Source organism: Parafrankia sp. EUN1f, from assembly GCF_000177675.1.
Classification (GTDB): domain Bacteria; phylum Actinomycetota; class Actinomycetes; order Frankiales; family Frankiaceae; genus Parafrankia.
The window spans coordinates 1-26,149 of record NZ_ADGX01000123.1 but is presented as its reverse complement, the minus strand read 5'-3'; the positions used below and the strand labels follow the sequence as shown (position 1 = coordinate 26,149).

18 protein-coding genes, 1 tRNA gene and 2 pseudogenes are annotated in these 26,149 nt (G+C 71.4%); 9 read left to right on the top strand and 12 right to left on the bottom strand.

From position 1 onward, the window contains the following. From FREUN1FDRAFT_RS28245 to FREUN1FDRAFT_RS28230, 4 genes and pseudogenes are all read right to left on the bottom strand, one after another. Positions 1-373: pseudogene (locus FREUN1FDRAFT_RS28245) on the bottom strand (integrase); the annotation flags it as partial. A gap of 154 nt (positions 374-527) precedes the next feature. After that, positions 528-599: transfer RNA gene (locus FREUN1FDRAFT_RS28240), tRNA-Val, on the bottom strand. A 127-nt stretch (positions 600-726) separates the two neighbouring features. Next, positions 727-1,233 carry a hypothetical protein gene (locus FREUN1FDRAFT_RS28235; RefSeq protein WP_232295452.1) on the bottom strand — a complete coding sequence of 169 codons (507 nt, stop codon included), beginning with the start codon at positions 1,231-1,233 and terminating at the stop codon, positions 727-729. A 211-nt stretch (positions 1,234-1,444) separates the two neighbouring features. After that, positions 1,445-1,903 (bottom strand): peroxiredoxin, encoded by a 459-nt coding sequence (locus tag FREUN1FDRAFT_RS28230; protein WP_006543706.1) that lies wholly within the window; start codon positions 1,901-1,903, stop codon positions 1,445-1,447. 726 nt (positions 1,904-2,629) lie between these two features. Between FREUN1FDRAFT_RS28230 and FREUN1FDRAFT_RS46865 the strand changes: the two genes are divergently transcribed. Continuing rightward, the gene (locus FREUN1FDRAFT_RS46865; protein ID WP_006543705.1) at positions 2,630-3,322 is read left to right on the top strand and encodes a DUF4234 domain-containing protein; all 693 of its coding nucleotides are present in this window, start codon (positions 2,630-2,632) and stop codon (positions 3,320-3,322) included. Between the two features lie 254 nt (positions 3,323-3,576). On the opposite strand, the gene FREUN1FDRAFT_RS28220 is transcribed toward FREUN1FDRAFT_RS46865, so the two are convergent. Both FREUN1FDRAFT_RS28220 and FREUN1FDRAFT_RS28215 read right to left on the bottom strand, forming a co-directional pair. Continuing rightward, a complete protein-coding gene (locus FREUN1FDRAFT_RS28220; protein WP_006543704.1) occupies positions 3,577-4,014 on the bottom strand; it encodes a DUF3052 domain-containing protein in 438 nt (145 codons plus the stop codon). Between the two features lie 369 nt (positions 4,015-4,383). Beyond that, on the bottom strand, positions 4,384-4,773 hold the full coding sequence (locus FREUN1FDRAFT_RS28215) for a secondary thiamine-phosphate synthase enzyme YjbQ (protein ID WP_006543703.1): 390 nt from the start codon (positions 4,771-4,773) through the stop codon (positions 4,384-4,386). Between the two features lie 660 nt (positions 4,774-5,433). Between FREUN1FDRAFT_RS28215 and aceE the strand changes: the two genes are divergently transcribed. Together aceE and FREUN1FDRAFT_RS28205 are read left to right on the top strand one after the other, a co-directional pair. Then, complete coding sequence (aceE, locus tag FREUN1FDRAFT_RS28210; protein ID WP_035954029.1) at positions 5,434-8,250, top strand: pyruvate dehydrogenase (acetyl-transferring), homodimeric type; 2,817 nt, start codon at positions 5,434-5,436, stop codon at positions 8,248-8,250. 681 nt (positions 8,251-8,931) lie between these two features. Then, positions 8,932-9,771, top strand: coding sequence for a hypothetical protein (locus FREUN1FDRAFT_RS28205; protein WP_006543701.1), 840 nt, complete (start codon positions 8,932-8,934; stop codon positions 9,769-9,771). A gap of 3 nt (positions 9,772-9,774) precedes the next feature. Here the strand turns inward: FREUN1FDRAFT_RS28205 and FREUN1FDRAFT_RS28200 are convergent, their stop codons facing one another. Together FREUN1FDRAFT_RS28200 and FREUN1FDRAFT_RS46860 are read right to left on the bottom strand one after the other, a co-directional pair. Beyond that, on the bottom strand, positions 9,775-11,349 hold the full coding sequence (locus tag FREUN1FDRAFT_RS28200) for a bifunctional phosphatase PAP2/diacylglycerol kinase family protein (protein ID WP_006543700.1): 1,575 nt from the start codon (positions 11,347-11,349) through the stop codon (positions 9,775-9,777). A 102-nt stretch (positions 11,350-11,451) separates the two neighbouring features. Beyond that, positions 11,452-11,811 (bottom strand): DUF5999 family protein, encoded by a 360-nt coding sequence (locus FREUN1FDRAFT_RS46860; protein ID WP_006543699.1) that lies wholly within the window; start codon positions 11,809-11,811, stop codon positions 11,452-11,454. 336 nt (positions 11,812-12,147) lie between these two features. Between FREUN1FDRAFT_RS46860 and FREUN1FDRAFT_RS28190 the strand changes: the two genes are divergently transcribed. Further along, positions 12,148-13,737: a glycosyltransferase family 2 protein gene (locus tag FREUN1FDRAFT_RS28190; RefSeq protein ID WP_006543698.1), complete on the top strand. Its 1,590-nt coding sequence runs from the start codon at positions 12,148-12,150 to the stop codon at positions 13,735-13,737. Between the two features lie 596 nt (positions 13,738-14,333). Beyond that, positions 14,334-16,439 (top strand): hypothetical protein, encoded by a 2,106-nt coding sequence (locus tag FREUN1FDRAFT_RS28185; protein WP_006543697.1) that lies wholly within the window; start codon positions 14,334-14,336, stop codon positions 16,437-16,439. A 130-nt stretch (positions 16,440-16,569) separates the two neighbouring features. Here the strand turns inward: FREUN1FDRAFT_RS28185 and FREUN1FDRAFT_RS28180 are convergent, their stop codons facing one another. Together FREUN1FDRAFT_RS28180 and FREUN1FDRAFT_RS28175 are read right to left on the bottom strand one after the other, a co-directional pair. Then, a complete protein-coding gene (locus FREUN1FDRAFT_RS28180; protein WP_006543696.1) occupies positions 16,570-16,986 on the bottom strand; it encodes a CoA-binding protein in 417 nt (138 codons plus the stop codon). A gap of 54 nt (positions 16,987-17,040) precedes the next feature. Continuing rightward, positions 17,041-17,730 carry an HAD family phosphatase gene (locus tag FREUN1FDRAFT_RS28175; RefSeq protein ID WP_006543695.1) on the bottom strand — a complete coding sequence of 230 codons (690 nt, stop codon included), beginning with the start codon at positions 17,728-17,730 and terminating at the stop codon, positions 17,041-17,043. 208 nt (positions 17,731-17,938) lie between these two features. On the opposite strand from FREUN1FDRAFT_RS28175, the gene FREUN1FDRAFT_RS28170 reads away from it, so the two are divergent. Beyond that, positions 17,939-18,244, top strand: coding sequence for a type II toxin-antitoxin system RelE/ParE family toxin (locus FREUN1FDRAFT_RS28170; protein WP_006543694.1), 306 nt, complete (start codon positions 17,939-17,941; stop codon positions 18,242-18,244). A 69-nt stretch (positions 18,245-18,313) separates the two neighbouring features. Here FREUN1FDRAFT_RS28170 and FREUN1FDRAFT_RS28165 read toward each other — a convergent pair whose 3' ends face one another. Both FREUN1FDRAFT_RS28165 and FREUN1FDRAFT_RS28160 read right to left on the bottom strand, forming a co-directional pair. Then, positions 18,314-19,003 carry a sulfotransferase family protein gene (locus FREUN1FDRAFT_RS28165; protein ID WP_006543693.1) on the bottom strand — a complete coding sequence of 230 codons (690 nt, stop codon included), beginning with the start codon at positions 19,001-19,003 and terminating at the stop codon, positions 18,314-18,316. Between the two features lie 815 nt (positions 19,004-19,818). After that, positions 19,819-20,400: a TerD family protein gene (locus FREUN1FDRAFT_RS28160; RefSeq protein WP_006543692.1), complete on the bottom strand. Its 582-nt coding sequence runs from the start codon at positions 20,398-20,400 to the stop codon at positions 19,819-19,821. Between the two features lie 330 nt (positions 20,401-20,730). On the opposite strand from FREUN1FDRAFT_RS28160, the gene FREUN1FDRAFT_RS28155 reads away from it, so the two are divergent. The 3 genes and pseudogenes from FREUN1FDRAFT_RS28155 to FREUN1FDRAFT_RS28145 all read left to right on the top strand — a co-directional run. Further along, a complete protein-coding gene (locus FREUN1FDRAFT_RS28155; RefSeq protein ID WP_232295454.1) occupies positions 20,731-22,221 on the top strand; it encodes a hypothetical protein in 1,491 nt (496 codons plus the stop codon). A 287-nt stretch (positions 22,222-22,508) separates the two neighbouring features. Then, positions 22,509-23,441: a hypothetical protein gene (locus FREUN1FDRAFT_RS28150; protein ID WP_232295453.1), complete on the top strand. Its 933-nt coding sequence runs from the start codon at positions 22,509-22,511 to the stop codon at positions 23,439-23,441. Next, positions 23,434-26,149, top strand: a pseudogene (locus tag FREUN1FDRAFT_RS28145) (hypothetical protein); the annotation flags it as partial. The gene FREUN1FDRAFT_RS28150 and the pseudogene FREUN1FDRAFT_RS28145, both read left to right, overlap by 8 nt.

The following is a 26,149-nucleotide window of genomic DNA, read 5'->3' as shown; positions in this document are numbered from 1 at the left end:
AGATCTGGTTGACGTAGGCCTGGCCGGGCCCGTTGGGGCACCGGGGCGTCGGGGTGGTCCGGAAGGCGACGAGGAAGCCCTCGACGTGTTGGCGGGTGATGTCCTCGGGCCCGGCCGGGCGTGGCAGGACGGGTCGGCCGTGTGCGTCGACGGTGTCGCTGCCGGGCTCGTCGGGGAGGGCCAGGAGCCAGGCGACGAACAGCCGGCCGGCGTGCAGGTAGATCCGGCGGGTGTTCGCGGCGCGGCCGGCGCTTTCCAGGGACAGATCCCAGGTGGCCAGGAGCAGCCCCCACATCGGGTCGTCGACCTGGGGGCCGTGGGACAGGGGCCCGCCGGGCTGACGGGGGGTGTCGGTGATCGTCGAGGTTGGCACGGGGTGGGAGCGTAGGCAGCGGACCGTGCCCTGACAACTCGCAATCGTGCCGAATTAATCGCTGTGGGAACGGTGAGCCCGGAGCCCCTTGACGGGGCATGATCGGGATTAATAGTCTCCATGGCTGTTCAGCCGCCATGTGGAGAGGGGTGGGTGGGCGCGGCAGGGATCGAACCTGCGACCACTCGCTTGTAAGGCGAGCGCTCTCCCGCTGAGCTACGCGCCCGGGAGGATGCCAGCCTACGCAACAGAGCGCCTGCATCGGCAGCATTCGTCCGGCTGCACGGTGCCCCTTCCGTCAGGAGAGTCACCGTGCCAGGTCGAAACGTTAGCGGATGATCGCGGGTTTTGGGTCAGGAGACCGGTCGTGGCCTCCCGAACATGCGCGCGAGGGCGGCGCCGACGTCGGCGGCGAGGGCTCCGTCGCGGTCTGGGAGGCTCCCGGGCGCGCCTGTGCCCGGCGAATGCGCGAGGGGGCGTTCGGCTTCGTCCTGCGCCGCCTCAGAGCGCTTGGAGGCGTCCGCCCCCACGGATGGGCCCATTGCCGCGGGTTGGTCTCTCGCGGCCGCGAGCGGTGGCACCAGCGGGCTCGGCGGGTCGCCTGCCGACGAAGGGCGCTCGGCTAGCTGCGGCTGCGGCTGCGGCGAAGGATGCGTCGGCGGGTGCTGCGGGACGACGTCCGTGAGTTCGGGTGTGTGGCGGTCGGGCTCCTTGCGTTCGCCGCAGTCGCGGCACAGGACCGTTCCGAGCGCCTTCGCCAGGCGGGTCGAGGCGCACCTGTTGCACCGGTCGAGGATCGCGTCCCAGTCCGGGGCGGGGCGGCAGGTCGGGCAGACCAGAACCTGTTCACCGCTGATCACGACGCGGTGCCAGGGACTTGATCCCCGGACCGGGTCGGTCTGACGCTCGCTGCAACGGAAACACGGCATGAGGTTCACCGTCCTCACGAGACCGGCGGAGCACGTCGACCGTGGCGCGCCTCGTTGGGCTCCCCCGCGGCTTCCTGGCTGGCCAGGTGTTCCGGCGAGGAGCCCGACGGGGCGGGATCGCCCGCCCGTCGGCTCCTGCGGACTACAGCGAGGCGAGCGCCTTGAGGTACTCGGCCTGGTCACGTGCGTCCGGAATGTTGTTCACAACCTTCCAGCGCACCTTGCCCTCCTTGTCGATGATGAAGGTCCCGCGCAGGGAGATGCCCTTCTCCTCGTTGAAGACCCCGTAGGCCTTGGCCACATCGCCGTGCGGCCAGAAGTCCGCGAGCAGGGGGAACTCGTAGCCCTGCTGGTCCGCCCACACCTTGTGCGCGAAGGCGGAGTCGACGGAGATGGCGAGCACCTGCACGTCGTCGTTCTGGAAGGAACCCAGGTCATCCCGGACGGAGCACAGCTCGCCCTGGCAGACCCCGGTGAAGGTCAGCGGGTAGAACAGGAGCACAACGTTGCGACGGCCCCGGAAGTCGGACAGGGTGACGACCTCGTTGTTCTGGTCCTTCAACGAGAAGTCGGGGGCGACGGCTCCGACGTCGACGGTCACGAGCTGTTCCTCTCGATTGCGGTTGGTTTCGCGTTCTTGGGTGCTGCTCGACCTCGCGGTCTTCGCGACCAGTCAGTCCTCTCCGCCAGCATGCCACCGCCGGCCACGCCCTTGGCGTCCGGCCACTATCGGTGTGCCGGATCGGGCGTGCCGCCCCGATGCCCCGGCGCCCTGCGCCACGACCTGCTCTCCCGCTCTTCCCCGAGGTGGGACGTCCCACGTGGGCCCTCGGGACGCGGCGCAGGGCACGCCGGGCACCGTGGGGCTCCACGACGCCCTGGCTGTCAGGAGATCACAGTGACGACACATCGTCAGGGCTGCCTGGCACCGCACGGGGAACGACGAACGGTCCTGCAGGGCAGGACAGGGACAGTGGGCGTGGGCGCGTCATCCTGCGCGGGGCGGTGGTCTTCCGGCCGCCGACACCGGCGCACCGGGAGCGCCGGGAGCACCGGCGAGAGCTCGCTCCGACTCCGAACCGTACAAATCCAGATACGGAGAGCACATTTACGCTCAACGATCCCACAGGAAAGCGCCGGAACGGGTTTCCGGCACTCCGGTGTCCTAGTCTGACCGGTCAACGGCCTCGATAACAATCGAGCCGGACAACTACAGAAGACTACTGGGGCGGTATCCGCTTCCAGCCGGTCACTGCTCGCGGCCAGGCCGGGAGCGAAACCGCATGACGGCGCGTCGGGCGCCTGCGGTCCGAACAGCAGGGAGGTCGTGTCCACCTTGACCAATCAGATGCCGCCGCCCGGCCCGCCTGGCTGGGGGCAGGGCAGCCAGGGAGGGCCCGGCGGCCCTCCACCCGGGTTCGGCGGCCCGCAGGGCTATTCCAACCCGCCCGGCCAGTTCGGCGCTCCGGGCCCAGGTAACGCCCCGCCGTACTCGGACCGGACGGAGCCGTACGCACCGAGCCCGTACCCGCCGAATCCCTACCCGCCGCAGCCCTACCCGGGAAACCAGACCTATCCGGTGCCTCCCGGCTACGGGCCGCCACCCGCCGGCGCCTCGCCGGTCGGCGCCGGCGTTCTGGGCAAGCGACGGAACCCGTTCGCCGTATGGCTCGGGCTGCCGATCATCACGCTCGGCATCTACAGCCTTGTCTGGGTCTACAAGACCAACAAGGAGCTCTCCGCGTACAACCCACGCATCCAGGTCAACCCGGCGTTGTCGGTGCTGGCGTATGTGATCGGCTGGGTGTTGATCGTCCCGCCCTTCGTGGCCACGTGGCGGCTGGGCACCCGCACCCGGGATGCCCAGCGCGCGGCCGGGCTCCCCGAGCTCAGCCCCGGGGTGGCCTTCGTGCTGTGGCTGGTCGGCGGAGGCGCCCTGTACCTCCAGTACGAGATCAACAAGATCTGGGCCCGTTACCCGGGCGCGGTCGAGGGCCAGCAGGTCCCGCTGAGCTTCTGAGGGGCTGGCGACAGACGGCTCAGAAGCGGTACTTCAGCGCTTCGGTTCCCAGATCGGGCCGGGGCGCTGAAGGCCATCGGGCCGGGCCGGCTGACGGGCGTTGTGCGGTGGCCTGGCGTTCTTGTGTGCACGGCCATCTCGTGCGGACACAGCCCGGCCGCCCGCTGCGCCTCAGGCCGCCGTCTGGGCGCACGCGAGCAGCCGGGTTGGCGGCACCGAGAGCCGCCAACCCGGTCACTGCCGGCACCGGGCCGTCAGCGGTGGCGTACCCGCTGTGACTTGGGGGCCGCCAGCCGCATCCCGGCCCATTCGGCCGCGACGCTGACTGTGCTGGTCTGAACGAGGCCCGCGGTGGGCACAGCGTCGAGGACGTCGCTGGGCTCGACGTGACCTTCGCGACCCGCCTTGGGGGTGAGCAGCCAGATCACGCCCTCCTCGGACAACTGCCTGCGCGCGTCGATGAGGGCGTTGGCCAGATCGCCATCGTCCTCACGCCACCACAGGAGGACGACGTCGACCACGTCGTCGGAGTCCTCCGGCACAAGCTCGGTGCCACTCGCCGTGGTGACCGCGTCAAGCAGGTCCTGGGCGATGTCGTCGTCCTCGTTGAGCGACTGGACCAATGTGCCGGCCGCGACTCCCAGACGTTCCGCACGGCGCTGACCCTCGGCGTTCGCCGCGGTCGGACTCACCCTCCGCTACCTCCTGCTCGTCTACATAACGCTTCGCTGTGGCGAGGCGCCCGGTCGTGGGCGGACCGGTCGGCGACGATCCGCTCGCGCGACCCGCCGTGGGCCTAGTCCACCGGACCATCCGGTGGGTGCGCAAGTGCCACGCCGGGGGTTGTGGACAAGCAGGGGGATGCCGGCCGTTCCACAACGATCTCCGCTGACACAATCTCGCTACCCACAGGCCGTCACGTCAACCCGTCACAGCAAACCCGCCGACACGATGTCACCATCGTTCCAACCTGCGGGAATGTGATGTGGGACGCCTTGGCGGCCGAACCCTGCCCGACTCCTGCGCCGGACCGGCGGGCGCGCCGGTCACCGGGCGTGCGGTCAGCCTGCGAGGAAGGACAGCCGAACCGTCCGATCCGGGTTGTCCACGTTCAGGTCGACGAGTGCGACTGACTGCCAGGTGCCCAGCGCGAGCCGACCGTCGAGAACGGGAACGGTCACCGACGGTGGCACGATGGCGGGCAGCACGTGGGACCGGCCGTGCCCGCGCGAACCGTGGGCATGGCGCCAGCGGTCGTCCGCCGGGAGCAGTGTCGCCAACGCGGCGAGCAGGTCCTCGTCGCTGCCGGAGCCGAGCTCCAGAATCGCCACGCCCGCGGTGGCGTGCGGCACGAAGACGGACAGCAGCCCGTCCCCACGGCCGGCGACGAACTCCGCGGCCCGGTCGGTGAGATCGACGACCCGGTCATGACGGCCCGTGTGCACCGTCATTGTTCTCGTCTCCACCTTCGACGTCCTTCCTCCGTTACCCACCGACACTCCAGTGTCGCCGCGGCGACGTCCGGGGTCCGCCCTGACCCACGCATGCCGACCCACCAGCGCCCGCTCTGTGGTCCGCGCCGTGGTCCGCGAGCCACGGGCCGCACGCGGGGCCCAGCCAGCCACCCAGGCCTTCGCACGGCCGCCCGCACGCCGGCCGTGCGGGCGGCCGTGCGGGCGGCCGCACGCCGTCAGCCACACCGTCGGCGCGGGCCACCGTCCGGGTCGTCGTGCCGCCTGTCACTGCGCTCTGCTCTGCCAGCCGGCCCGTTATGGACCGATTGGGTTTGTCACACGGCTGTGCGGGCGCTCGCGCGGGCCCCGGGCGCGGTCGACTCCAGGGCCAGCCCTCGCGCACACGGTGCGCAGCCAAACGAAGCATGACGTCTTCCGCGATCCGCGATCCGAGCCGAACCTGGTGCAGCAATCACGACAACCGGTTGCTAGATGCTGACTGATGGTCATATCGCCACGATGCATCCGGTGATATCGGGCCCTGTCGATCCAGTTTTGTTACCAATCAGTAGGCAGGGCGTGCGTGACGGCAGTGTCGAGACGGAGCACGATAGTGAGGAGGCATCGGCCAGGAGCTACGGAGAGCAGGAGTTAGGCGTGGCGCAGGACACAACACGGAAGTTCTCGGTGATCACCGACGGGCTCCCGAGCCAGTTGCCGGACATCGATCCGTCCGAAACCAGCGAATGGCTTGAGTCCCTGGATGCTGTCATCGAGGAGTCGGGGCGGGGCCGCGCGCGGTTCCTCATGCTCAAACTCCTCGAGCGAGCACGCGAGAAGGCTGTAGGCGTACCGGCTCTGACGAGTACGGACTTCATCAACACGATCCCACCCGAGCAGGAACCCTGGTTCCCGGGTGACGAGCATGTGGAACGACGCATCCGCGCCTACATCCGCTGGAACGCCGCCATCATGGTGAGCCGCGCCAACCGTCCCGAATACAACGTCGGCGGGCATATCGCGACCTATGCGTCGAGCGCCAGCCTTTACGAGGTCGGTTTCAACCACTTCTTCCGCGGCAAGGACCACCTGACCTCCTCGCCCGGCAGCGACTCCGGCGACCAGATCTTCATCCAGGGCCACGCCTCGCCCGGTATCTACGCGCGCGCCTTCCTGGAAGGGCGCCTCACCGAGGCACAGCTGGACGCCTTCCGGCGGGAGGGCGAGCCGGGCGGGCTGTCGTCCTACCCTCACCCGCGCCTGATGCCGGACTTCTGGGAATTCCCCACCGTCTCCATGGGCCTCGGCCCGATCGATGCCATCTACCAGGCGCGTTTCAACCGCTACCTGCTCAACCGGCAGATCAAGGACACGTCCCGCAGCAAGGTGTGGGCATTCCTCGGTGACGGTGAGATGGACGAGCCGGAGTCGATCGGCGCACTCGGTGTCGCCGCCCGCGAGGAGCTCGACAACCTCATCTTCGTCGTCAACTGCAACCTGCAGCGCCTCGACGGTCCCGTCCGCGGCAACGGCAAGATCATGCAGGAGCTGGAGTCGACGTTCCGCGGCGCCGGCTGGAACGTCATCAAGGTCGTCTGGGGCCGTGACTGGGACCCGCTGCTCGCCCAGGACACCGACGGCGTCCTCGTGCACCGGATGAACACCACGCCCGACGGCCAGTTCCAGACGTACTCGACGTCGGCGGGCGACTACATCCGGGAGAACTTCTTCGGCGCGGACGCCCGGCTGCGCCGCATGGTCGCCGGCCTCACCGACGACGACCTGCGCAAGCTCTCCCGCGGCGGCCACGACTACCGCAAGCTCTACGCGGCCTACAAGGCGGCCACCGAGCACACCGGCCAGCCCACCGTGATCCTCGCCCACACGATCAAGGGCTGGACGCTGGGCAAGGACTTCGAGGGCCGCAACGCCACGCACCAGATGAAGAAGCTCACCAAGTCGGAGCTGAAGGAGCTGCGCGACCGGCTCTACCTGGACATCCCCGACGCGGCGCTCGACGGCCACCTGCCGCCGTACTACCGCCCCAGCGCGGACTCCGAGGAGATCCAGTACATGCGGGAGCGCCGGGCTGCGCTCGGCGGTTCCATCCCCCGCCGGGTCGTCCGGGCCCGCCCGCTCACCCAGCCGCCGGCGTCGATCTTCGACGAGCTGCGCCGCGGTTCGGGCAAGCAGCCGGTGGCGACGACGATGGCCTTCGTCCGGCTCCTCAAGGACCTGATGAAGACCAAGGAGATGGGCGCCCGGTTCGTGCCCGTCATCCCGGACGAGGCGCGCACGTTCGGCATGGACGCGATGTTCCCCACGGCGAAGATCTACTCGCCGCACGGGCAGCGCTACGAGGCCGTCGACCGTGAGCTGCTGCTGTCGTACCGGGAGTCCGAGGTCGGCCAGATGCTGCACGAGGGCATCAGTGAGGCCGGCTCGATGGGCTCGGTGATCGCGGCGGCCACGGCCTACTCCACCCACGGCCAGTACATGATCCCCGTCTACGTCTTCTACTCGATGTTCGGGTTCCAGCGGACCGGCGACCAGATGTGGGCGCTGGGCGACCAGCTCGGCCGTGGCTTCCTGCTCGGTGCCACCGCCGGGCGCACCACGCTCAACGGTGAGGGCCTGCAGCACCAGGACGGGCACTCGCTGCTGCTGGCGTCCACCAACCCGGCGTGCGTGTCGTACGACCCGGCGTTCGCGTTCGAGGTCTCGCACATCGTCCGGGACGCACTCGACCGGATGTACGGCGAGCGGGACGAGAACGTCTTCTACTACCTGACCGTCTACAACGAGCCTGTTCCGCAGCCGGCGGAGCCGGCCGGGCTCGACCCGGCGCAGATCCTCGCGGGCATGTACCGTTTCCGCACCGCCGACGAGCTCACCGGTGGCGACGGCGCGACCCCGGGCGCGGCGGGCGACTCGTCCACGCCGCGGGCGCAGATCCTCGCCAGTGGCACCGGCATGCGCTGGGCGCTGTCCGCCCAGGAGATGCTGGCCGCCGACTACGGCGTCGCCGCCGACGTGTGGTCCGTCACGTCGTGGAACGAGCTGCGCCGCGAGGCCCTCGTCTGCGAGCGGCACAACCTGCTCCACCCGGAGGAGGCTGCCGCGGTGCCCTACGTCAGCCAGATCCTCGCCGGTGCGCCTGGCCCGGCCGTCGCGGTCTCCGACTGGATGCGCGCCGTTCCGGACCAGATCTCGCGGTGGGTGCCGCAGGCGTACACCTCGCTGGGCACGGACGGATTCGGCCGCTCCGACACCCGGGCCGCCCTGCGCCGCCACTTCAACGTGGACGCCGAGTCGGTGGTCGTCGCGACGCTGGAGGCGCTGGCCCGCTCCGGCGAGGTCGAGCAGGCCGTCGTCGACGACGCCATTCGCCGGTATGGGCTACGCAAGGATGGCGTGGGCGAGGTCACTCTCAGCTCCGCCGTGGAGGTGTCCGAGCCGGCCGTCTCCGGCTGACGACCTCCCGGGCGGCCGACCTGGCCGCCCATCGGAGCCGCAGGCACCGCCCGCGGGTGAGTCTCGATATGGCCACCTGCGCAACCGGACGGCCCCTGACCGTGCACCTGCCGGGTCCACGGGCCCCCTCCCCCCGGGGGTCCGTGGACCGCGGGTGGCGAACCGGGCCCCCCGCGACACTGAGTGACGACACTCGCGACCCCCAATGGCACGCAGCGTAATCAAACGTGGTCGCTACCCTCCGCGTTCACCGTGCTCCAGCCGCGCACCGGTTAGCATCTGTACTCCAACGATGCCACCAGCCCAGCGCTCCTTGTGACAAGCAGTCACCGACAATCGGTCCCTGATCGTCACCGGCGACACTATTGTCTCGGGAGTGACATCAAGGCCAACGGCCACGCGCGGCAGTCACGCGCGGGCCCGCGGTTCGCGACCACCGCGGAGCACGCTCCGCGGAACCGGATCCGTCGCGCCACGGCACCGGCCCGCAGGGGTTCCGGGTGACCGACCGGCGTGTCGTGCCCCTGTATCCGGCGCCGCACCCCACGCGCTACCCAGCGTGGGGTGCGGCCTGTCGCGGCCCGGCAGCCACGAGATCGAGGAGGAGCACGTGACGCGTGTCCTGAGGACCACCGGTCCGGCCGCCCATCGGGCGGCAACCCGCCAGCCGGGCCGGCAGGCATGATCCTCCGGGCGCGCCGCATCGACCGGCTGGAGGAGCACCCGAACCTCCGCGGAATCCTCGGGATCCTCGCGCAGCTCGTGCACACCACCGACAGCGAGCTGGTCTCGCTGGCCGCGCTGTGGCGCAACTCCGGGCAGCTCGCCTCCGCACGGGACAAGGCGCTGGCACCCGACTCCCCGCTCATCGTCGAGGTCCTCGCCGCGTTCGACGCGCTGTCCGCGATCTACGCCGACGATCTCGCCGGCGCCGAGTTCGTCACCCTCGACCCCGCGATCACCTCGACCGCGCTGCGTGCCATGCGCGACGCCCTCGCCGGCGCCTACGCCAAGCCGATCCTCAACCGGTCCGAGTACACGGCGCTGTTGCGTCCCTGGCGGACGGTGTACCCGCGGGTCCGCTCGCACGAACCGGATCTGGGCCCGGCCGCCGCCGACGTCAAGCGGGTCCTGGCAACCCTGCCCAGGCTGGCGCGCCGCTGCCACGACCCGGCCAGCCTCGAGGTGTTCGACGGCCTGCTGACGACCGTGATGACCCGCGACGACGAGGCCCACCAGGCCGCGATGGAACGGGCCTTCGACAGCGCCGTGCTGACCGGGCGGCGGCGGGTGTGGACGCTGGTCCGCCGCAGTGCCGCCGAGGGCTTCTGGCGGCTGTGCCCGGCCTGCCGCCGGCTCGCCACCGCGCCCGACTCGTCGTCGGACGAGCGGGTCATGGAACTGTGCGCCGACCTGGCCTGTGCGCTGCTCGTCGAGGACCTGCTCGAGCCGGACGTCTACGCGACGCTCACCATGCCCCTGCGTGCGCTGATCCCGCTGCAGGGCGCCGCCGGGGCCTGAACGTCACTCTGGCCGGTAGACAACCAGGCGGGCAGGGCTCGTGGTGACCGCGATCCGGCGGATACCCTCGCTGACCTCACCGTCGCCGGCGAACGGCAGCGGTGCCGCCTGGTTGGACGCGATGTGCACCCGTTCGACGGTGCGCTGCTCGTAGACCCGTGAGCGGCCCAGCCGGCCGGTCAGCACCGCACCGACGAGCCGCAGCCGGGCCAACGGCGCCGCCGCGTCGACGACCCGCAGGTCGAGCAGGCTTTCGTCCAGACGGGTTCGGTAGGTCGGCGCGAAGCCGTCGGGCAGATAGCGGCCGTTCCCGACGAAGATCAGCCAGATCCGGCGGGCCTCCCCGTCGATCTCGGCGTCGAACGGCGGCTCGTTCCACAGCACCCAGCTCAGAGCGAGCACCAGGGCGGGCCATTTGCCGATCCGGTGCTCGAAACGCTCCCGGATGCGGACCATGTCCGGATAGCCGCCGAAGCTGGCGGTGTTGACGAAGTTCCGGGTGAACCGCGCACCGGTCGCGCCGATCCCGTCCACCTGCCCGACGTCCACCGCGACGGCCGTGCCGTCACGGACCGCCTTGATGGTGTCGCCGGGCCCGCTCAGGCCGATGTCGGCGGCGAAGTGGTTCAGTGTTCCGGCGGGAAAGACCGCGAGCGGCACGCCGCGCGCGAGGGACACCACCGCCGCGGTGTTGATCGTTCCGTCGCCGCCGGCGACACCGAGCACCCGGCTGCGCGCCGCCATCCGGGTGAGGGCCGCGGTGATGTCCTCGCCGGGACCGACCTCGACGATCTCGGCTCGCGGCAGGTCGGCCCGCAGCACGCCGATCAGATCGGCATGGTTCCCGGCACCCGAGCGGGCGTTCACGACCACACCGAGCCCCGCCCCGTCCGGCAGCGCCGGGGCCCAGGCGGACGCGGGCCGGGCCCGGGCGGGCGTCCCGGGCCGCCGGGGCATCACCTTCGTCGTCAGCAGGCCGGCACCCACACCGAGCGCGACCCCCGCCACGACGTCCCCCGGGAAGTGGGCGCCGACATAGACCCTGGAGAAGGCGACCGTGGCTGCCAGCGCCGCGACGGGAACCGCCGCGACCGGCGCGTCGAGCGCAACCCCCGTGGCGAACGCCGCGGCCGACGCCGAATGCCCGGACGGGAACGAGAAGGTCGTCAGATCACGGCCGAGCCGACGCAGCGGCGGAACGCCGTGGGTCGGCGGCCGATCCCGGCGGAACAGCAGCTTCGCCGGGCCGTTGGCGGCGGTGCTGGCGACACCCAGCGCGAGCAGGCCACGCAGCGCCGCGGAGCGGCGGCGACCCTTGCTGGCACCGAGCACGCCCGCCACGCCCCACCAGAGCATCCCATGGTCGGCGGCGTGCGAAAGCCGGGGCAGCAACGGATCCAGCAGCGGCCTGGCGTCGGCGAGCGAGGAGAACATCGCCCGGTCGAGGGCCGTGCCGCGCCGCAGCAGCCGCCGGCCGATCTCGACGTCATGGCGAAGCAGCAGCCGTGCCAGTCGCGGAGGTCGCGGAGGTCGCCGCGTGGATGTCACGCCGGAACGGTACCCGTTCGCCGGGTACATACAGGCATTTCCGGACGTCAAAGGCGCCGTCGGTGGCGGACCGCCTGGCCGAGGCGGACCCAACACAACAATCGAGGCGGTCGGTCAGACCAGGACCAGCGGTCAGACCGGGGTCGGCGTCGCGGCGGCCGCGCGGCGCGGCAGCGGCGGCCGCGGTACGCACCCTGGCCTGGGCAGCGGCCGGCGCGGCTCCACGGTGCGACCCGTGGGCAGGATCTCGCCGGTGTCCTCGAAGAGGATCACGCCGTTGCAGAGGAGGCTCCAGCCCTGGTCGCAGTGCCGGCTGGTGACCACCGCCGCGTCGCGGTCCGCGCCGTCCGCGGCCGGGCACGGCGGGTCGTGCGGGCAGCGCCGCCGGGCCGTGGGAGAGACGGAGGAGGGATCGCTGGACGGCTCTGCGCCCAGTGACGGCGCCGCCGTGGCAGGCGCCTGGCCAAAAACACTTCCTTGGTGCACGAGCACCAGAGGTTACGCCTCTCCGTTAGGCACGTCACACGCGGGCGCCTGTGGGGCCACCGGCGTGTCTCGTCGTACCGGCCCACTCTGATATCGCCGTGGTCGCCGGGCGCGCCTGGGCGTACCTCCGTGTGGCCGCCGCCGCCGATGATCTCTCAGCACGCCGCCAATCGGTAGATTGCAGCCTTACGCAGAGCGTCGGGCCGGTTCGGATCCGAGGATTGCCTGGTGTGAGGTTGCCGGCCACCCTGGGCAGACTGCCATCACCAGGGAATTCGGGATTCCTGCCAGAAATGGGTTCGACCGGAGCCACGTCAGGGCCAGGCCTGTGGGGGGTCACGCATGGTGAACGACTCGCGCACGATCGGCGGTCCAGCGCCCGGCACCACGCGCTCGTTCCTCCGGGCGGGCCAGACAGCCAGTCCCGACGGCACAGCCAGGCCCGAGAGCACAGCCAGGCCCGAGAGCACAGCCAAGTCTGAGAGCACAGCCGGGCCGGAGGGCAGGCCTGACGGTGGTCTCCTGGTGTCCGTCGTGATGCCCTGCCTCAACGAGGCGGAGTCCGTCGGCGTGTGCGTCGGCAAGGCGCTGGCAGGCCTCGCGGCCGCCGGGGTCGCGGGCGAGGTCGTCGTCGTGGACAACGGTTCCACCGACGACTCGGCCGCTGTCGCCACCGCCGCGGGCGCGCGAGTGGTGCGCGAGGCGCGGCGCGGCTATGGCAACGCGTACCTCGCCGGTTTCGCGGCCGCCCGGGGCCGTTTCCTGGTCATGGGCGATTCGGATGACACCTACGACTTCTCCGACCTCGGCGCGCTACTCGCCCCCCTGCGCGCCGGGCGGGCCGACTACGTGCTGGGCTCCCGTTTCGCGGGTGAGATCCTGCCCGGCGCGATGCCGTGGCTGCACCGGTACGTCGGCAATCCGGTCCTCACCGGCATCCTCAACCGCCTGTTCGACGTCCGTTCCTCGGACGCGCACTCCGGGATGCGCGCCTTCACCCGTGATGCGTACCGGCGCATGCGACTGCGCTGCGAGGGAATGGAGCTCGCCTCCGAGCTGGTCATCGCGGCCGGGCGGGCCGAGCTTCGCATGGAGGAGGTGCCGATCACCTATCACCCCCGGGTCGGTGCCTCCAAGCTCCACTCATTGCGCGATGGCTGGCGTCACCTGCGTTTCATGCTTCTCCTGGCACCGCGCCACCTGTTCGTGCTTCCGGGCCTCGTGCTGCTGGGGGTGGGCGCGGCCGGGCAGCTCGCGCTGCTGCCCGGCGCGCTCGACCTCGGCTTCCACCGCCTCGACCTGCATTTCTCCGTGCTGTTCGCGCTGTTCACCATCCTTGGTTGGCAACTGGTGCTCCTGGGTGTCTTCGCGGATGTCCACAACCATGCGGCGGGGTGGCCCGAGCGCCGGCGCTGGCCGCTCACGTCGATTCACCGCCGCTTCACCCTCGAACGCGGCCTGGCCCTGGGCGGCATGCTGTTCGCGGCGGGTCTCGCCACCGACGGCGTCGTCCTCATCCGATGGCTGGCGAACGACATGGGGCCGCTCAATGAGCTGCGACCGGCCCTGCTGGCGATGTCGCTGATGGTGCTGGGTACGCAGACCGCCTTCGGCTCGTTCTTCCTGCGGCTGGTGACCACCGGGCCCAGCGGTGGCCACGGCCGCGCCGGCTGGGCTCCACTTTCCGCCGCGGCTCCCTCCAGAGCCGGAGCGGTCGACGAGGCGCAGACTCCCGGCCCTCCGCCGGTCGACGACGACTCGTCCGCCCCGCCCGCCTCGCCGGACACGCCCCGGCCTGGGGCGGCAGCGGTGCCAGACCCCGCACCGCGGAACGCCGACAACGGATCCTCCGGGCACGGCAGCAACGAGGAGGCAGCCTTGCCCGTGGGCCCTCCGAGCACGCACCGCGGAATTCCCGCCCACCAGCACTGACCCACTGCGATCGGGAAAGCACAGTGATCCACCCACACAATCGGGGGCCCAAAGGGGACCATTCAGGCAATTTCTCGGATCGATCGTGGACCATGGTTCCTGTGAAGGCACCAGGACAGGCCGACGCCGTCGCCGGCTCCCTCGACGCCCCCGATGCCCCGGGCAGCACTGGACCGGGCAGCACCGCATCGCGGGGCGACCAGCAGGGCGGCCACCGGAGCGGTCCCACGGACCACACGCCGGTGAGCCTCGCGCCGGTGAGTCTCGCTGATTCGCTCGGGCCCGGTCCGGACCACGGCTTCGAGACGCTGCCGCCGCACCCGGCACGGCCGGCGACCGGTGCAGGCAGGTCCGGTGCAGGCAGGTCCGGTGCAGGCAGGTCCGGTGCAGGCAGGTCCGGTGCAGGCAGGTCCGGTGCAGGCAGGTCCGGTGCAGGCAGGTCCGGTGCTGGCGCCGGCCGTGCTGGCGGTTCGGCTCGTCCTGCCGGCTGGGAAGGCACTGGAGGCGCGGGAGACGTCAGGCCGGCATCGGGTCCCGGGTTGGCAGCCCGAGCCGACACACGGCGGCGCACCGCCACGCGCACCGCCGCCACGCGCGTGGCCACCGCCCCCTCCGGCGACGTCCCCTCCGCCGGCAGACGGTTCTCCTTCCTCGCCCGGCACTCCGTGTTCGGAGTCCTCCTTCTCGTCGGAGTCGCGCTTCGGCTGGCCGCGGCGGTCGGCTACCGACCCGCCTTCGAGTTCAATGGCGACTCATACGCCTACATACGGCTGTCAGCGCTGTCAGAACCCGATCAGATGCGCCCCGCCGGGTATCCGGCCTTCCTGCGGTTGCTGAGCGAGACGGGCGCGGACCTGTGGGTCGTACCGACCGTCCAGCACGTGCTGGCGATCGCCGTGGCGACCGCCCTGTACGCGCTGCTCGTCCACCGCCGGGTCGCCGCCCCGATCGCCGCGCTCGCCGCGGCTCCCCTGCTGCTCGACGCCTACCAGATCGTCATCGAGCACTTCGTGATGGCCGAGACGTTGTTCGCGGTCGCCCTCGTGGCCGCCATGGTCGCGCTGATGTGGTCCCGCCGTCCCTCGGTGTGGGCGCTGGCGCTCGCCGGCCTGTTGCTGGGCGCCTCCGGGCTGGTACGCACGATCGGTGTCGCCATCGGCCTGCTGGCGTTCGGCTACGTCGTGCTGCGGCGGCTCGGCTGGGTCCGGATCTCGGTGTTCGGCGTCTTCCTCGCCGCGCCGCTGATCGCCTACGCGAGCTGGTTCAACTCCGCGCACGGCAAGATCGGCCTCACCGGCGGCGACGCGGCCTGGCTGTACGGCAGGGTCGCACCCATAGCGAACTGCGACCAGCTCGACCTGAAGCCCGAACAGCTCTCCCTGTGCTCACCGCATCCGGTCGGGGAACGTCCCGATCCGAGCTACTACGTGTGGGATCGCAACAGCCCCGCCAACAACCTCGACGTCTCCGCCGACGAACGCGACGAGCTGCTCAGGGACTTCGCCTGGCAGGTCATCACCAAGCAGCCGGCCGACTACCTGCGCGCCGTCGGCACGGACCTCGGGCACTTCTTCAAGCCGGGACGTCCTGTCGGCCCCCAGGACTGGCCGGACGCCACGTGGCGGTTCCCGACCAGCGACGAGCCCCGCTACCTGCACAACAGCGAGCCGCTCCTCGGGCTGCAGGGCGACGACCACCCTACGCGGACGATCACCGAGCCCTGGGCCGGTCTCCTGCGCTCGTACCAGACACGGGGCTTCACTCCCGGGCCGGCGCTCGCCGTGACCGCCGGGCTGGGGCTGCTGGCCTGCCTCGCGGCACTGCCTCGCATCGTGCCTGCGGGGCTGCGCGGCGGTGACGGACGCACCCGCTGGCATGAACTGACCGCCGAGCGCCGCCGCATCGGCGTGGACTGTCTGTTCCTGGTCTGCACCGGGGCGGCGGTGATCGCCGTCCCGGCCGCGACCGTCTGCTTCGACTACCGGTACATGCTGCCGCTGCTGTTCCTGCTGCCCCCGGCGGCGGCACTGGCGACGCGGCAGGGCCACCTGCTGGTGGTCGCCTGGCGGGAACGACGCGCCGCCGCCGAGACATCCTGGCGTTTCGCACCGGGAACCGGCGACGCCGACGCGCACGGCCCGTTCGAGCTCCTCGAGCCGGTGAGCGCGACCGGGCCCCTGCCCCCGGTGGACGTCGACCTGCCGACGCTTCCCGGCGAGATCGTGGGCGGCGGCGGGACGCCCGGCGGTCATGCCGGGGACCGGCCCCGAGACAGCACAGACGCCAGCTCGCCTGGCACCGAAGCAACCACCGGCGGCAGCGGCACCACTGGCAGCGGCGGCAGTGGCAGCGGACCAACCAACGGCGCGCCCAGACCCTCCGCCGGGGGTGCTCCCCTGCCGAAACGGCCTCCCGGCGCCACTTTCGAAACACGTGAGAGGCGACGGCGGCCGCCTGTGAGCCTCGGCCCCGACGCCCGGATGCCGACCCCCGGCACGCTGCCCACCGCCAGCACCGGGCCGGGCGCGGGCACCGGGCCGACCACGCCCGGCGCCCGGACGGGCAGCCCGGCGGCGACCGCCGGCGAAGGCCAGGAGAACCGACCCTCGCGGGACAACCCGAGCGAAGCACAAGGAGCCGACTGGGACCCGCCGACCATGCCGCCCGGGCGCACCGGTTCCGGCGAGCCGACGACTGGCTGACCAGCCGACTGACGGGTCCGCCGGCTGGCTGACGCTCGGGCCGCTGCCGACCCGCCCGCCGACCGCCGCCGGCCGACCACCGCTCGGCCTCCGGCGAACGGCCCGAGGACCTCCCCGGCCGGCCGGGGCCTCAGTTCCAGTCGAGCAGGCGTGGGCCCTCTATCCGGGGGCAGGCGTCCACAACCACGTCCAGCCCGGCATCACGTGCCCGCGACTGCGCGTCCTCGTCGCGGACGCCCAGCTGCGTCCACACCGCACCCGCGCCGATCTTCACCGCCTCGTCGATCACCGGGCCGGCGAGATCAGAGCGGACGAACAGATCCACGACATCCACCGCGAAGGGGATGTCACTCAACGTCGGATAGCCCTGCTCACCGTCGATGACCGGTGCCGACGGATGGACCGGGATCGTCCGCTTGCCCTGCTGGCGCAGGTAGGCGGCGACGCCGTAGGCCGCACGTGAGGTGTTCTCCGACAGGCCGACCACCGCCCAGACCCCGGTGTCGGCGAGGACCTTGCGGATGACCGCGTCCGAGTTCTGCGTCATGCAGGTTCCAACCCCCGCCGCGTACGGACAATCCCGATCAACGGCAGGCCCGGCTCACCGCGGTGCGGCCGCGGCGAGCACGACCTCGGCGGTGAGCTCCGCGACGCCGGCCACCCGCGCCGAGGCCAGCGCGAGCGCCGCGGCACCGGGTGGGAAGTGTTCGTTGGGGATCGCGACGACGGCGAGCCCGGCAGCGGCAGCGGCCCGCAGCCCGTTCTCCGAATCCTCCACGGCCACCGCGGCCCCGGCGGGCACCCCGAGCCGCCGAACGGCCTCCAGGTAGACGTCAGGCGCTGGCTTGCCACGGGCGACCTCCTCGGAGGAGACGGTCTCCCGGAAGTACCTGACGAGCCCGGAACGATCCAGCACCAGGTCGATGAGTGCACGCGGCGACGAGCTGGCGAGAGCGAGCGGCCACCGGTCCGCCAGCGCGCGCACCGCCGCGACCGCGCCGGGCAGCAGCGGCGGCGCGTCCCCGTACCGCGCGGCGACCCGACCACGTACCTCGGCCGCGATCTCCGCCGGGCTGTCACCGGCACCGAGCTCGGCCAGGTAACCGGACCACTCGGCGGTCGACATGCCCATCATCCGCGCGGTGCTGTCCGAGGCCCACCGGCCGCCGCGCTCGGCCACGAACGCCCGGCGCACCTCGTCCCACACCTGCTCGGAGTCGATCAGAACGCCATCGAGATCGAAGATCACAGCCTGGACGGGACCGGGCGTGGGAACGCCGGAGAAAGCCACCGGCCCATCCTCGCCCACACCCACGCGGGACGGAACCGGGCGTCGCGAACACTGGATGGTGCTCACATGAGCCGAGCCGGGCGCCGTCCAAGCGGGCGGAAGGCTACGATCAAGCGGTGCACAACGCGCGCCGCGGTCCGGCGCCGGCCTCGGGCCCGCGGTCCGCTCCGTCGGTGTCCTCCTGCCGCCCGACCAGTGGTCCCCGCCGGTGAGCGACAACAAGCATGAAGTGACGCTTTCCAGCTCGGCGGAACGAGACCTGGCGAAGCTGCCCGAGCTGCTGGGCGCCGAGGTGCGCCGGTTCCTCGACGGCCCGCTGCGCAACGATCCGCGCAAGGCCGGCACACCGCTCGTCGGCGAGCAGCAGGTCGGGATGTTCGAGGCGGCCGCGCGAAGCTGGCGGATGCTCTACCGGGTCGACGCCAACACCAGAACCGTGCGGGTCATGGTGGTTGGCCGCCGTCAAAGCCCCTCCCGCCTGCCCTTTCGAGGAGGCGGCCTCCCGAGCCGGTGACGGTTCATCCGGCGGCCGCTTTGGCCGGCGTGTCGTCCGGCGGAGAGTAGTTCAGGGCGGAGATGCAGTTCAGGGCGTTGCCGGAGCCGCCTGCGGCCGCCCGCCCGCCTGGGCCATCGCCGCGGCCAACCGTGCGCGGTGTTTCTCGGCGTAGGCCGTGCGGTCGTTCAGGCGCGGGAACTCCTCGGCCGGCACCGGTACGCCGAGAAAGTCACACAGCGGCCCCCAGCCCTCCGCGACGTCGAAGACAAGGAGCCGGTCGGCCGGAATCTCCCGCCGTACCGCCTCGCTGTGTTCGGCGAAAATTCGAAGCGCGTGGTCCCGGTCCGCGAATCTGCCCTTGAACACACCGTCCCAGACGATCAGATTCATCATCGTCATCACGCGCATCGCCTCCGGGTTCACCGCCACACCGCTCGGCGGAGCCGAACCGGCGGCCTTGAACAGCGTGTTGGCGACGCTGTCGTACCATTTCTCGGGATCGCGTACCGTGAGAATCACCCGGGATGACGAGTGGTGGGCGGCGAGCTGCCGCCAAAAGAATGCGCCGGGCCAGTCGACGGTCGACCGATATCCACGGAACAGCGCATCCCAGTCAGCAGTACCCCTCTCGGCTGCGTCGATCCAGTCCGGCACGGTCTCCCGATGCGAGAGCACCTCGTCCATGTGATGACAGGGTCCGCAGCCGAGACGTTCGAGGGCGGCCTGTAGTGAGAGCGTTCCGGTCCGACCAAAGCCCACACCAAGGACATCGATCAAGATTTCCTCCTTCGTAGACCCCCCGCGCAACAGTAGCGAACAATCAGAGGAAAGGTTCAACAACCCGGAGGAGAAGGAGGAAGCTTCATTTCGAAGCCATTCAATTACCCGAATTTCGAGCGACAATCCGGAAATTTAAACAGCCGGAGAAAATTGACAAGAAAAACGTCTCGACACGCACCGGAGTGTCAGCAGAAATCGACGTCACGGCAGCGACGAGAAAACCATGAAAAGCCCGAGAAAAGCGCCTGGGATCAAGCGCCTGGAGCCGGGACCGGCCTGTGGCGGCTGGTCGGGCCCAAGAACAGGAGGTGGCGCTGTGAAGCGTCGCGGACTGCTGGGTCGCTCCGGCCCGCAGGTCCACGAGGATTACCTCGAGCCCGCGCGGATCGCGACGTCAGGTAACGACAGGATCGATCCGCACCGCCTTGAACCCGTCACCTGCCGTCCGAAGCAGGGGACACGCCCGGCCGACCAGGCCGCGGCACGTCATCCGGCGAAACCGTCCGGGTATCACGCAAAGGGCATCTCCCGATCACCATCGACATCCGTACGCCTATGGTGTCAGAGATCATGATCGCCGATGTTGCTTTTCAGCAATCAACAACCGGCCAGAACTCCGTACCGCCCCGGTCAAAAGATGCCACCGAACCTGGCTACCCCGGACGGCCTCGCCGTGGAGCGCACACTCCGCGTACTCGACCGCCGGCACGCACGGATCCTCGGTGTAGCAGCGGCAAACGAGCACCGCCCCGCGGCTCCGGCCGGGTGCGGGAACTCGGCGTCGAGCGCGGGGCGGGTTCGAGCGGGAACCGTCAGGACACGTTCACGCCGAAGTCGAGGGCGATGCCGCGCAGGCCATTGGCATACCCCTGACCCACGGCCCGGAACTTCCACTCACTGCCGTAGCGGTACAGTTCCCCGAAGATCATCGCGGTCTCTGTCGACGCGTCCTCGGTGAGGTCGTAACGGGCGACCTCGGCGCCTGTCACCGCATCAGCGACCCGAATGAAGGCGTCACGGACCTGACCGAAGGTCTGCCGGCGCGTCTCGGCGTCATAGATGGAAACCGCGAACACGACCTTCGCCGCCTGTGCCGACAGGAGCCGCAGGTCGACGTTGATCTGTTCGTCATCCCCACCTCCCCCACCGACGAGGTTGTCGCCCAGATGTTGGACGGCACCGTCCGGGCTGACCAGGTTGTTGAAGAAGATGAAGTGGCCGTCCGACAGCACGTGCCCCGCGTCGCCCACCACCAACGCGGAAGCATCGAGGTCGTACGGAGCGCCCGTCGTCTGCCGGACCTGCCAACCAAGCCCAATGGTCACCGCCGTCAGGTTCGGCGCGACCTTGCTGAGCGAAACATTGGCGCCTTTGGATAGCGACACCGAGGTCATACCGAAAGCCTAGCCCCGTCTGGGCAGGTTACGCAGCCCACCCACCCGACTTCAATCACCGCAACCATACCACTACGCAGGGTGAAGGAAGCCCGTGACGGACCACACCGGCACGCATCGGACCCAATCTGCCCAGGCTAGGCTGCCAGAAGTGGAGATCCGCCTGTTGCCGCCCGGGAAGGCTGACGCCGCAGCACCCACCACCGCGCCGCCCGCCCGCGATCTGCCCTCCCGCGCGCTGCCGGGCCGCACGCTGCCAGGCCGGCTGCTGCCCGCCCGGCGACGGGCCGATCGGTGACAGCCGCGGCGGCGGGGTCGGCCGACAGCGGGATGATCCGGCGGCGGAAGGCACTCGCACTCACCCAGCCTCTCCACGACCTGGACGCGCGCAAGTCGTACCTGGACGGCGGCGACTTCGACGTCTACGCGATGGCGGAGCTCGCCCTGCATGCCATCGACCTGGTCACGGTCGCGATGGACTTCGACCGCGGAGCGGACCACGAGCAGGTGCTGCGCAGGCTCATCCCGCTCGTGGCCGCGCAGGCACCCGAGCGGCGGCGCGCCGAGCACGAGCGGGTGGCCCGTTGGGTCCTGAGCAATCTGATCAATGTCGGAAGTGTGGACCGCGGCTTCGACGTCATCTACGGCACATACCGGGCAGACGGTCGGTATGTGCGCCGCCGGTTCGACTTCAAGCTGCTGGTCGAGCTGACCGACGGCGAGGGCGAGGTGTACCTGCGCGCCACCGACGAGGCGGTCACCGTTCTCATCGGGGCGCTGGACACGGATGTGACCTCGGCGCAGATCGCCGCGGAGGTCACGCTGGACAACCTCATCCGGCGGGGTCGGCTGGCGGATGCCCGAGCGGCCGCGGAGGCGGCGCGGTACCGCACCGTCCAGTACGCCGAGCAGCTTCGCAGGCAGCTCGACGCGACTCGGCGCAACGTGCTGGCAGTGGACTGGCTACGTGCGGTGCCGGCTCTGCTCGACGAGGCGCTTGGTCACGTCGAGCAACGATATCGACACGAGAATGCCATCCTCACCCACATCCGGCGCTACCGCGACGCGGCCGACGATGCCGATCACAAACGGCAGGCCGCCGAACTCGTCGCCATCGTGACCGACTGCGTGCGGCGCCACACCCAGCTTCAGGCGAGGCTGCTCGAGGCGGGCGCCGTGTTCCGCGCGGAGCAGGACCGCCAGCAGTTCGCGGACGTCCCCGCACGCGGCGGGATCGATCTCTACACGCAGTTGCTCATGCCGGTGCTGACCCTGCCAGGGGCGACGGCGTTGACACCGGCCGCGGTCTTCTTCCCCGGAGCGGTCGGCGTCCGCCCGCCGCGTGCGGTTCGCCTCGCCGATCTGGTGGACGGACTCCTCGCACCGCCGGTGGAACACGAGCCGCTCGGATCGCCGGTCGTCGAGGCGGACCTTGTCCCGATCCGGGAACCGGACAGGTTCGACGACGAGACCTGGGCCCACGCCACGGCGGTCATGGAGATCTCGCCGGACGCGCCTCGACGCCTGTCTGACCTGCTGGAACAGGCGAGGCGCAGGGGCGGCCCGGACGCCGCGGACCTGGTGGCGCTGCTCGCCACCCATGCGCTGAGCCCACGGATCTCCGCCGCCGCGCGGCAGGGCGACCCCCTGCTGACGGTTGCCTGCGACGACGGCACCGAACTCGATGATCTCTGGTTCGGCGGGGCGGACCTCCTCGTCGGCCGAGTCCTCATCTCCGCGCCGGACGCCATCTCCGCGCCGGACGCCGCGGACCACGACGTTTCCACTCTCCCACCCGCCATGATCGGTACAGCACCTTGACCTTCATCGACGCGAGCCCCGCCGAGCCCGGCACCGTCGCCGAGACGGACAGCAAGACCGAGACGGGCAGCGAGACCGAGGCCGCCCTCGACACGTTCGTCGACCTCGACGGTGACGCCGACACGTTCGCGGACACCGCTGCAGTGGCGGGCCACGACGCCACCACGGTCGCGGACGACAGCGTTCTCGCCGACCACGACACGGCTGACCTCGGCTTCGCCGCCGGTGGTCAGCCAGGCCAGGACACCCGTCGGCACCACGCGGACGCATTCGAGGCGGGCCGGCTCATCGCCTACGGCCTGCGGCCGAAGCTGGTGCCCGCCCGTGATGGCAGGTACGCCGAACTCGTCCGCCGTTACCTGCGGGAGCCGCAGTTCGCCGCGCTGACGCAGGCCACCGCGGCCGGCCTGGGGCTGGTCGTGCTCGACGTGGCCGAACGGGCCGGTTTCGTCGTCGGTGGTGCCGAGGACTCCGCGTTCACCGTCCGGATGGGCGACTACGCGCGCCGGGCGGGCGGGGAGCACCGGTCCGCCGAGCGGCTGCTGCACGCGATCGCGCAGCTCGCGGTCGCCGCGCTCGCGTTCCCACGGCCGGCGGACCTGGTGGACGACTCCTACATCGGACGCGTCAGTGTCGACGGCGTGGACGCCTTCGTCCGTGAGGCCTGCCGGCTGCTGGAGCAGCGGACCGCCGGCGACCAGAGCGACGAAGTGGCGTCGCCCGGCGACGGACGCACGCTCGAGGCGGCGTGGCGGCTGTACTCGCGGCGCCCGGCTACCGGGACGACCCGGGACTCCCGGCGCCTGGCCGGGTCGACGTCCGGGATCGTCGCCCGGGCGATGAGCTTCCTGAGCGAATCGGGGTGCCTGGTGCCGGTCAGCGAGCAGGCGGGCGGCACCTACCGGACGACGGCGCGCTACCAGATCCAGGTACGGGAGCTCGCCGCCGACGCCGCGCTGGAGGAACTGCTCGGCCTCGGGGTGGTGACGGTCGCGGACGGCGGTGGCGGGGTACGGGTTCTCTCCGCGGCGCCTGTGCTGCCCGGCTATGACACGCCGGGCGCCGCAGCGGAGGACCCTGCGGGCCAGGTTCCGGACAGCCCGGCACCAGACAGCCAGAGCCAGGCAGTGGGCAGCCAGGCAGTGGGCAGCCAGGCAGTGGGCAGCCAGGCAGTGGGCAGCCAGGTGGCGGGTTCGGGCCCGGAGGTGGGCGATGTTTGAGCTTTCCAAGGTTCGGCTCCATGCGATCGGACCGCCCGGTGCGCGGTTCGGCGACGTCCTGCTCGACTTCTCCGGGGTCGGCGCGCCGGTCGCCGGCCACCGTCAGGATGGGCTTTTCGGCACCGATGTGGCCCAGGGCGCGGCGGACGGTGACAGTCAGGACACAGCCCCTCCGGAGGTCGACCTGCCGGGCGCGGTGGCCGGCAACGCCGTTCCCGGGACCACCGCGGCCGCGATGCCCCCGGCCACAACGCACCCAGCCACGCCGCATCCAGCCACGCCGCCCGCGGTGACGGCGGCGGCGATGCTCCCGTTGCCGGCACCGGTAACGGCGGTGGTGCCGGCACAGCCATCACCAGCGGTGCCGACACAGCCGCTGCGGCCGTCTCCGGCCTCCGTGCTGTTCCTGGAGAACGGCGGCGGCAAGAGCGTCCTGATGAAGTTGATCTTCTCGGTCGTGTTGCCCGGACGTCGCCAGGTCGTGGGCACGTCCAACGGACGGGTCCTCGACAACTTCGTCCTGCCGCGCGACTGCGGGCATGTGGTCTGCGAGTGGCAGCATGCCGTCACCGGCGAACGGGTGGTCACCGGCAAGGTCAGCGAATGGCGGGGCCGGACCACCACGGACCCGTCCCGCCTGGCCGAGGCCTGGTACTCCTTCCGCCCCCGCCCGGGTCTGGACATCACCAACCTGCCCTTCGTCCAGGACGGACGGCAGGTCACGTTCGCCGGCTTCCGTTCCCGGCTCGCCGAGGCCGGCGCGGCCGACCAGCAGCTGGATCTCGGCTGGGAGACCAACCAGGGCGCCTGGAGCGAACGGCTCGACGCACTGGGCCTGGACCCCGAGCTCTTCCGCTACCAGCGCGCGATGAACGCCGGCGAGGGTGAGGCCGCGGAGGCCTTCGCGTTCAACAGTGACGAGCAGTTCGTCGACTTCCTTCTGCGGGCCGTCACACCGCCGGAGGATCCGGCCGGCGTCGCCGACGTCGTCGAGGGCTACGCGGCGAAGCTCGCCGAACGGGCCGCGCTGGAGGCGGAGCGCGAGTTCGTCGCCGGTGCGCTGGAACGGCTCACTCCACTGGTGCAGACCGTCCAGGCCCGCGCCGGTGCGGCTGGCCGGCTGCGGGAGCTGCGCGGGACGGTCCGGGAGGCGGCCGCCGCGGTCGACGCGAAGATCGCTCTCGCCGATTCCGGGACGTCGGCGCTGGGCGAACGCGGCCAACGTGTGCGCACCGCGGTCGACGAGGCCGAACGCGCCCGGGTGCAGGCGGCGGGTGTCGAGCTGGCCGCACGCCTGCGGGTGGCCGAGCTGCGGCTCGCCGAGGCGGAGGCGACCCGCGACGAGCTCGTCGGGCGCCACGGCGACGTCGTGGAGGAGCTCGAGGCGTGGCGGGCGGCCGAGGACGTCCTGCGGCTCACCGCCGCCGACGAGACCGAGCGGCTCACCCGGCTGGTGGCGGACGCCGAGTCACGGTCCGCTCCCGCCCTCACCGAACGCAACGCCGCCGCCCGTGCGTTCGTCGTCGGTCTGGCCCGCCTCGCGGCCGTGTCTCGGGCGGAGGAGACCCGGGCGCGGGCAGGTGCCGCGGCGCACAACCTGGCGGCCGAGTCGGCCGCGGCCGCGGACCGTGCCGCCGCGGACGCGGCGGCCACCACCCGGGCGGGTGCCGCCGGGCTGCGGGAGCGACGTGAGCGCGCCGACCGGCTGCAGGCCGAGGCCGTTCGCGACGGGCTGCTGGACCAGCCCGGGTGTGAGCCCCGTCAGGTGGCGGCCGAGGCCGCGAGGCTGGCGGACGACGCCCGGGCCGCCGTTCGGGACGCACTGGCCACCGCGGCCCGTTCCGCCGACCATCGGCAGGCACAGGACGCCCAGCGCGACGCCGAGCGCGGCCTGGACCACGCGAACGCCGAGCTCGCCCGGCTGGCCGCCGACCTGGACGCGACGGTCGGCGCCGCCGGCGCGCTGACCGCGGACGGCCGGATCGCCGCCCTGCTCGGGCTCGACGCGGGCCACCCGTCCCAGCCCGGCGCCCACGCCGGCGCCGCGGAACCGGTTGATCTCGACGTCGACGCCGAGGCCGCGCTGGACGCCCTGGCCGCCGCGGTGCTGGCGGCCGAGGAGCGCCAGCTCGCACTCTCCGTCGACACCGAGGCGGACCAGCGTGTCCTGCGCGCGCTGGGTGACGGTGACCTGCGTCCGGCCCGGGCCGCCGTCGGCGAGGTCGTCGCCGAGCTCGAACGCGCCGGCATCCCGGCCACCGCCGGCTGGCACCACCTGGCGAACCGGGTCGACGAGGGCTCCCGCGAGCAGGTGCTGCGGGCCCGTCCCGACCTTGTCGACGGCGTCGTCATCCAGGCTGGCTGGGACGTCGACACCGCACGGGCGGTCCTGGACCGGGCAGGGATCCGGCCCGACTGCGCGATCGTCGTCGGTCCCGCGCGGCTGCTCGAGCCAACACTGCTCGAGCCCACCGCGCCCGCCCACGAGAGCACCGGCGGCCCCGAGGCCACCGGCAGCCCCGTCCGCGCCGACGGTACCTTCCTCGTCCCGCCCAATCCGGCGTTGTACGACAGCGGCGCCGCCGCGGCCGAACGCGCGTCAATCCGCCGCCGGCACGACGAACGCTGCGCCGAGGCCGCCGAGCTGAGCGCCCGCGCACGCGGCGACCGCGACCTCGCCGCGGCGGTCGCCGGCTGGCGCCGGACGA

Coding starts and splice junctions, on each gene's coding strand:
- FREUN1FDRAFT_RS28180 (WP_006543696.1), bottom strand. CDS start 16,986: ATGACGCAGAACTCGGACGCGGTCATCCGCAAGGTCCTCGCCGACACC.
- FREUN1FDRAFT_RS28200 (WP_006543700.1), bottom strand. CDS start 11,349: ATGTACCCGGCGAACGGGTACCGTTCCGGCGTGACATCCACGCGGCGA.
- FREUN1FDRAFT_RS28190 (WP_006543698.1), top strand. CDS start 12,148: ATGGTGAACGACTCGCGCACGATCGGCGGTCCAGCGCCCGGCACCACG.
- FREUN1FDRAFT_RS28155 (WP_232295454.1), top strand. CDS start 20,731: ATGATCCGGCGGCGGAAGGCACTCGCACTCACCCAGCCTCTCCACGAC.
- FREUN1FDRAFT_RS28215 (WP_006543703.1), bottom strand. CDS start 4,773: ATGACGGTGCACACGGGCCGTCATGACCGGGTCGTCGATCTCACCGAC.
- FREUN1FDRAFT_RS28205 (WP_006543701.1), top strand. CDS start 8,932: ATGATCCTCCGGGCGCGCCGCATCGACCGGCTGGAGGAGCACCCGAAC.
- FREUN1FDRAFT_RS28160 (WP_006543692.1), bottom strand. CDS start 20,400: ATGACCTCGGTGTCGCTATCCAAAGGCGCCAATGTTTCGCTCAGCAAG.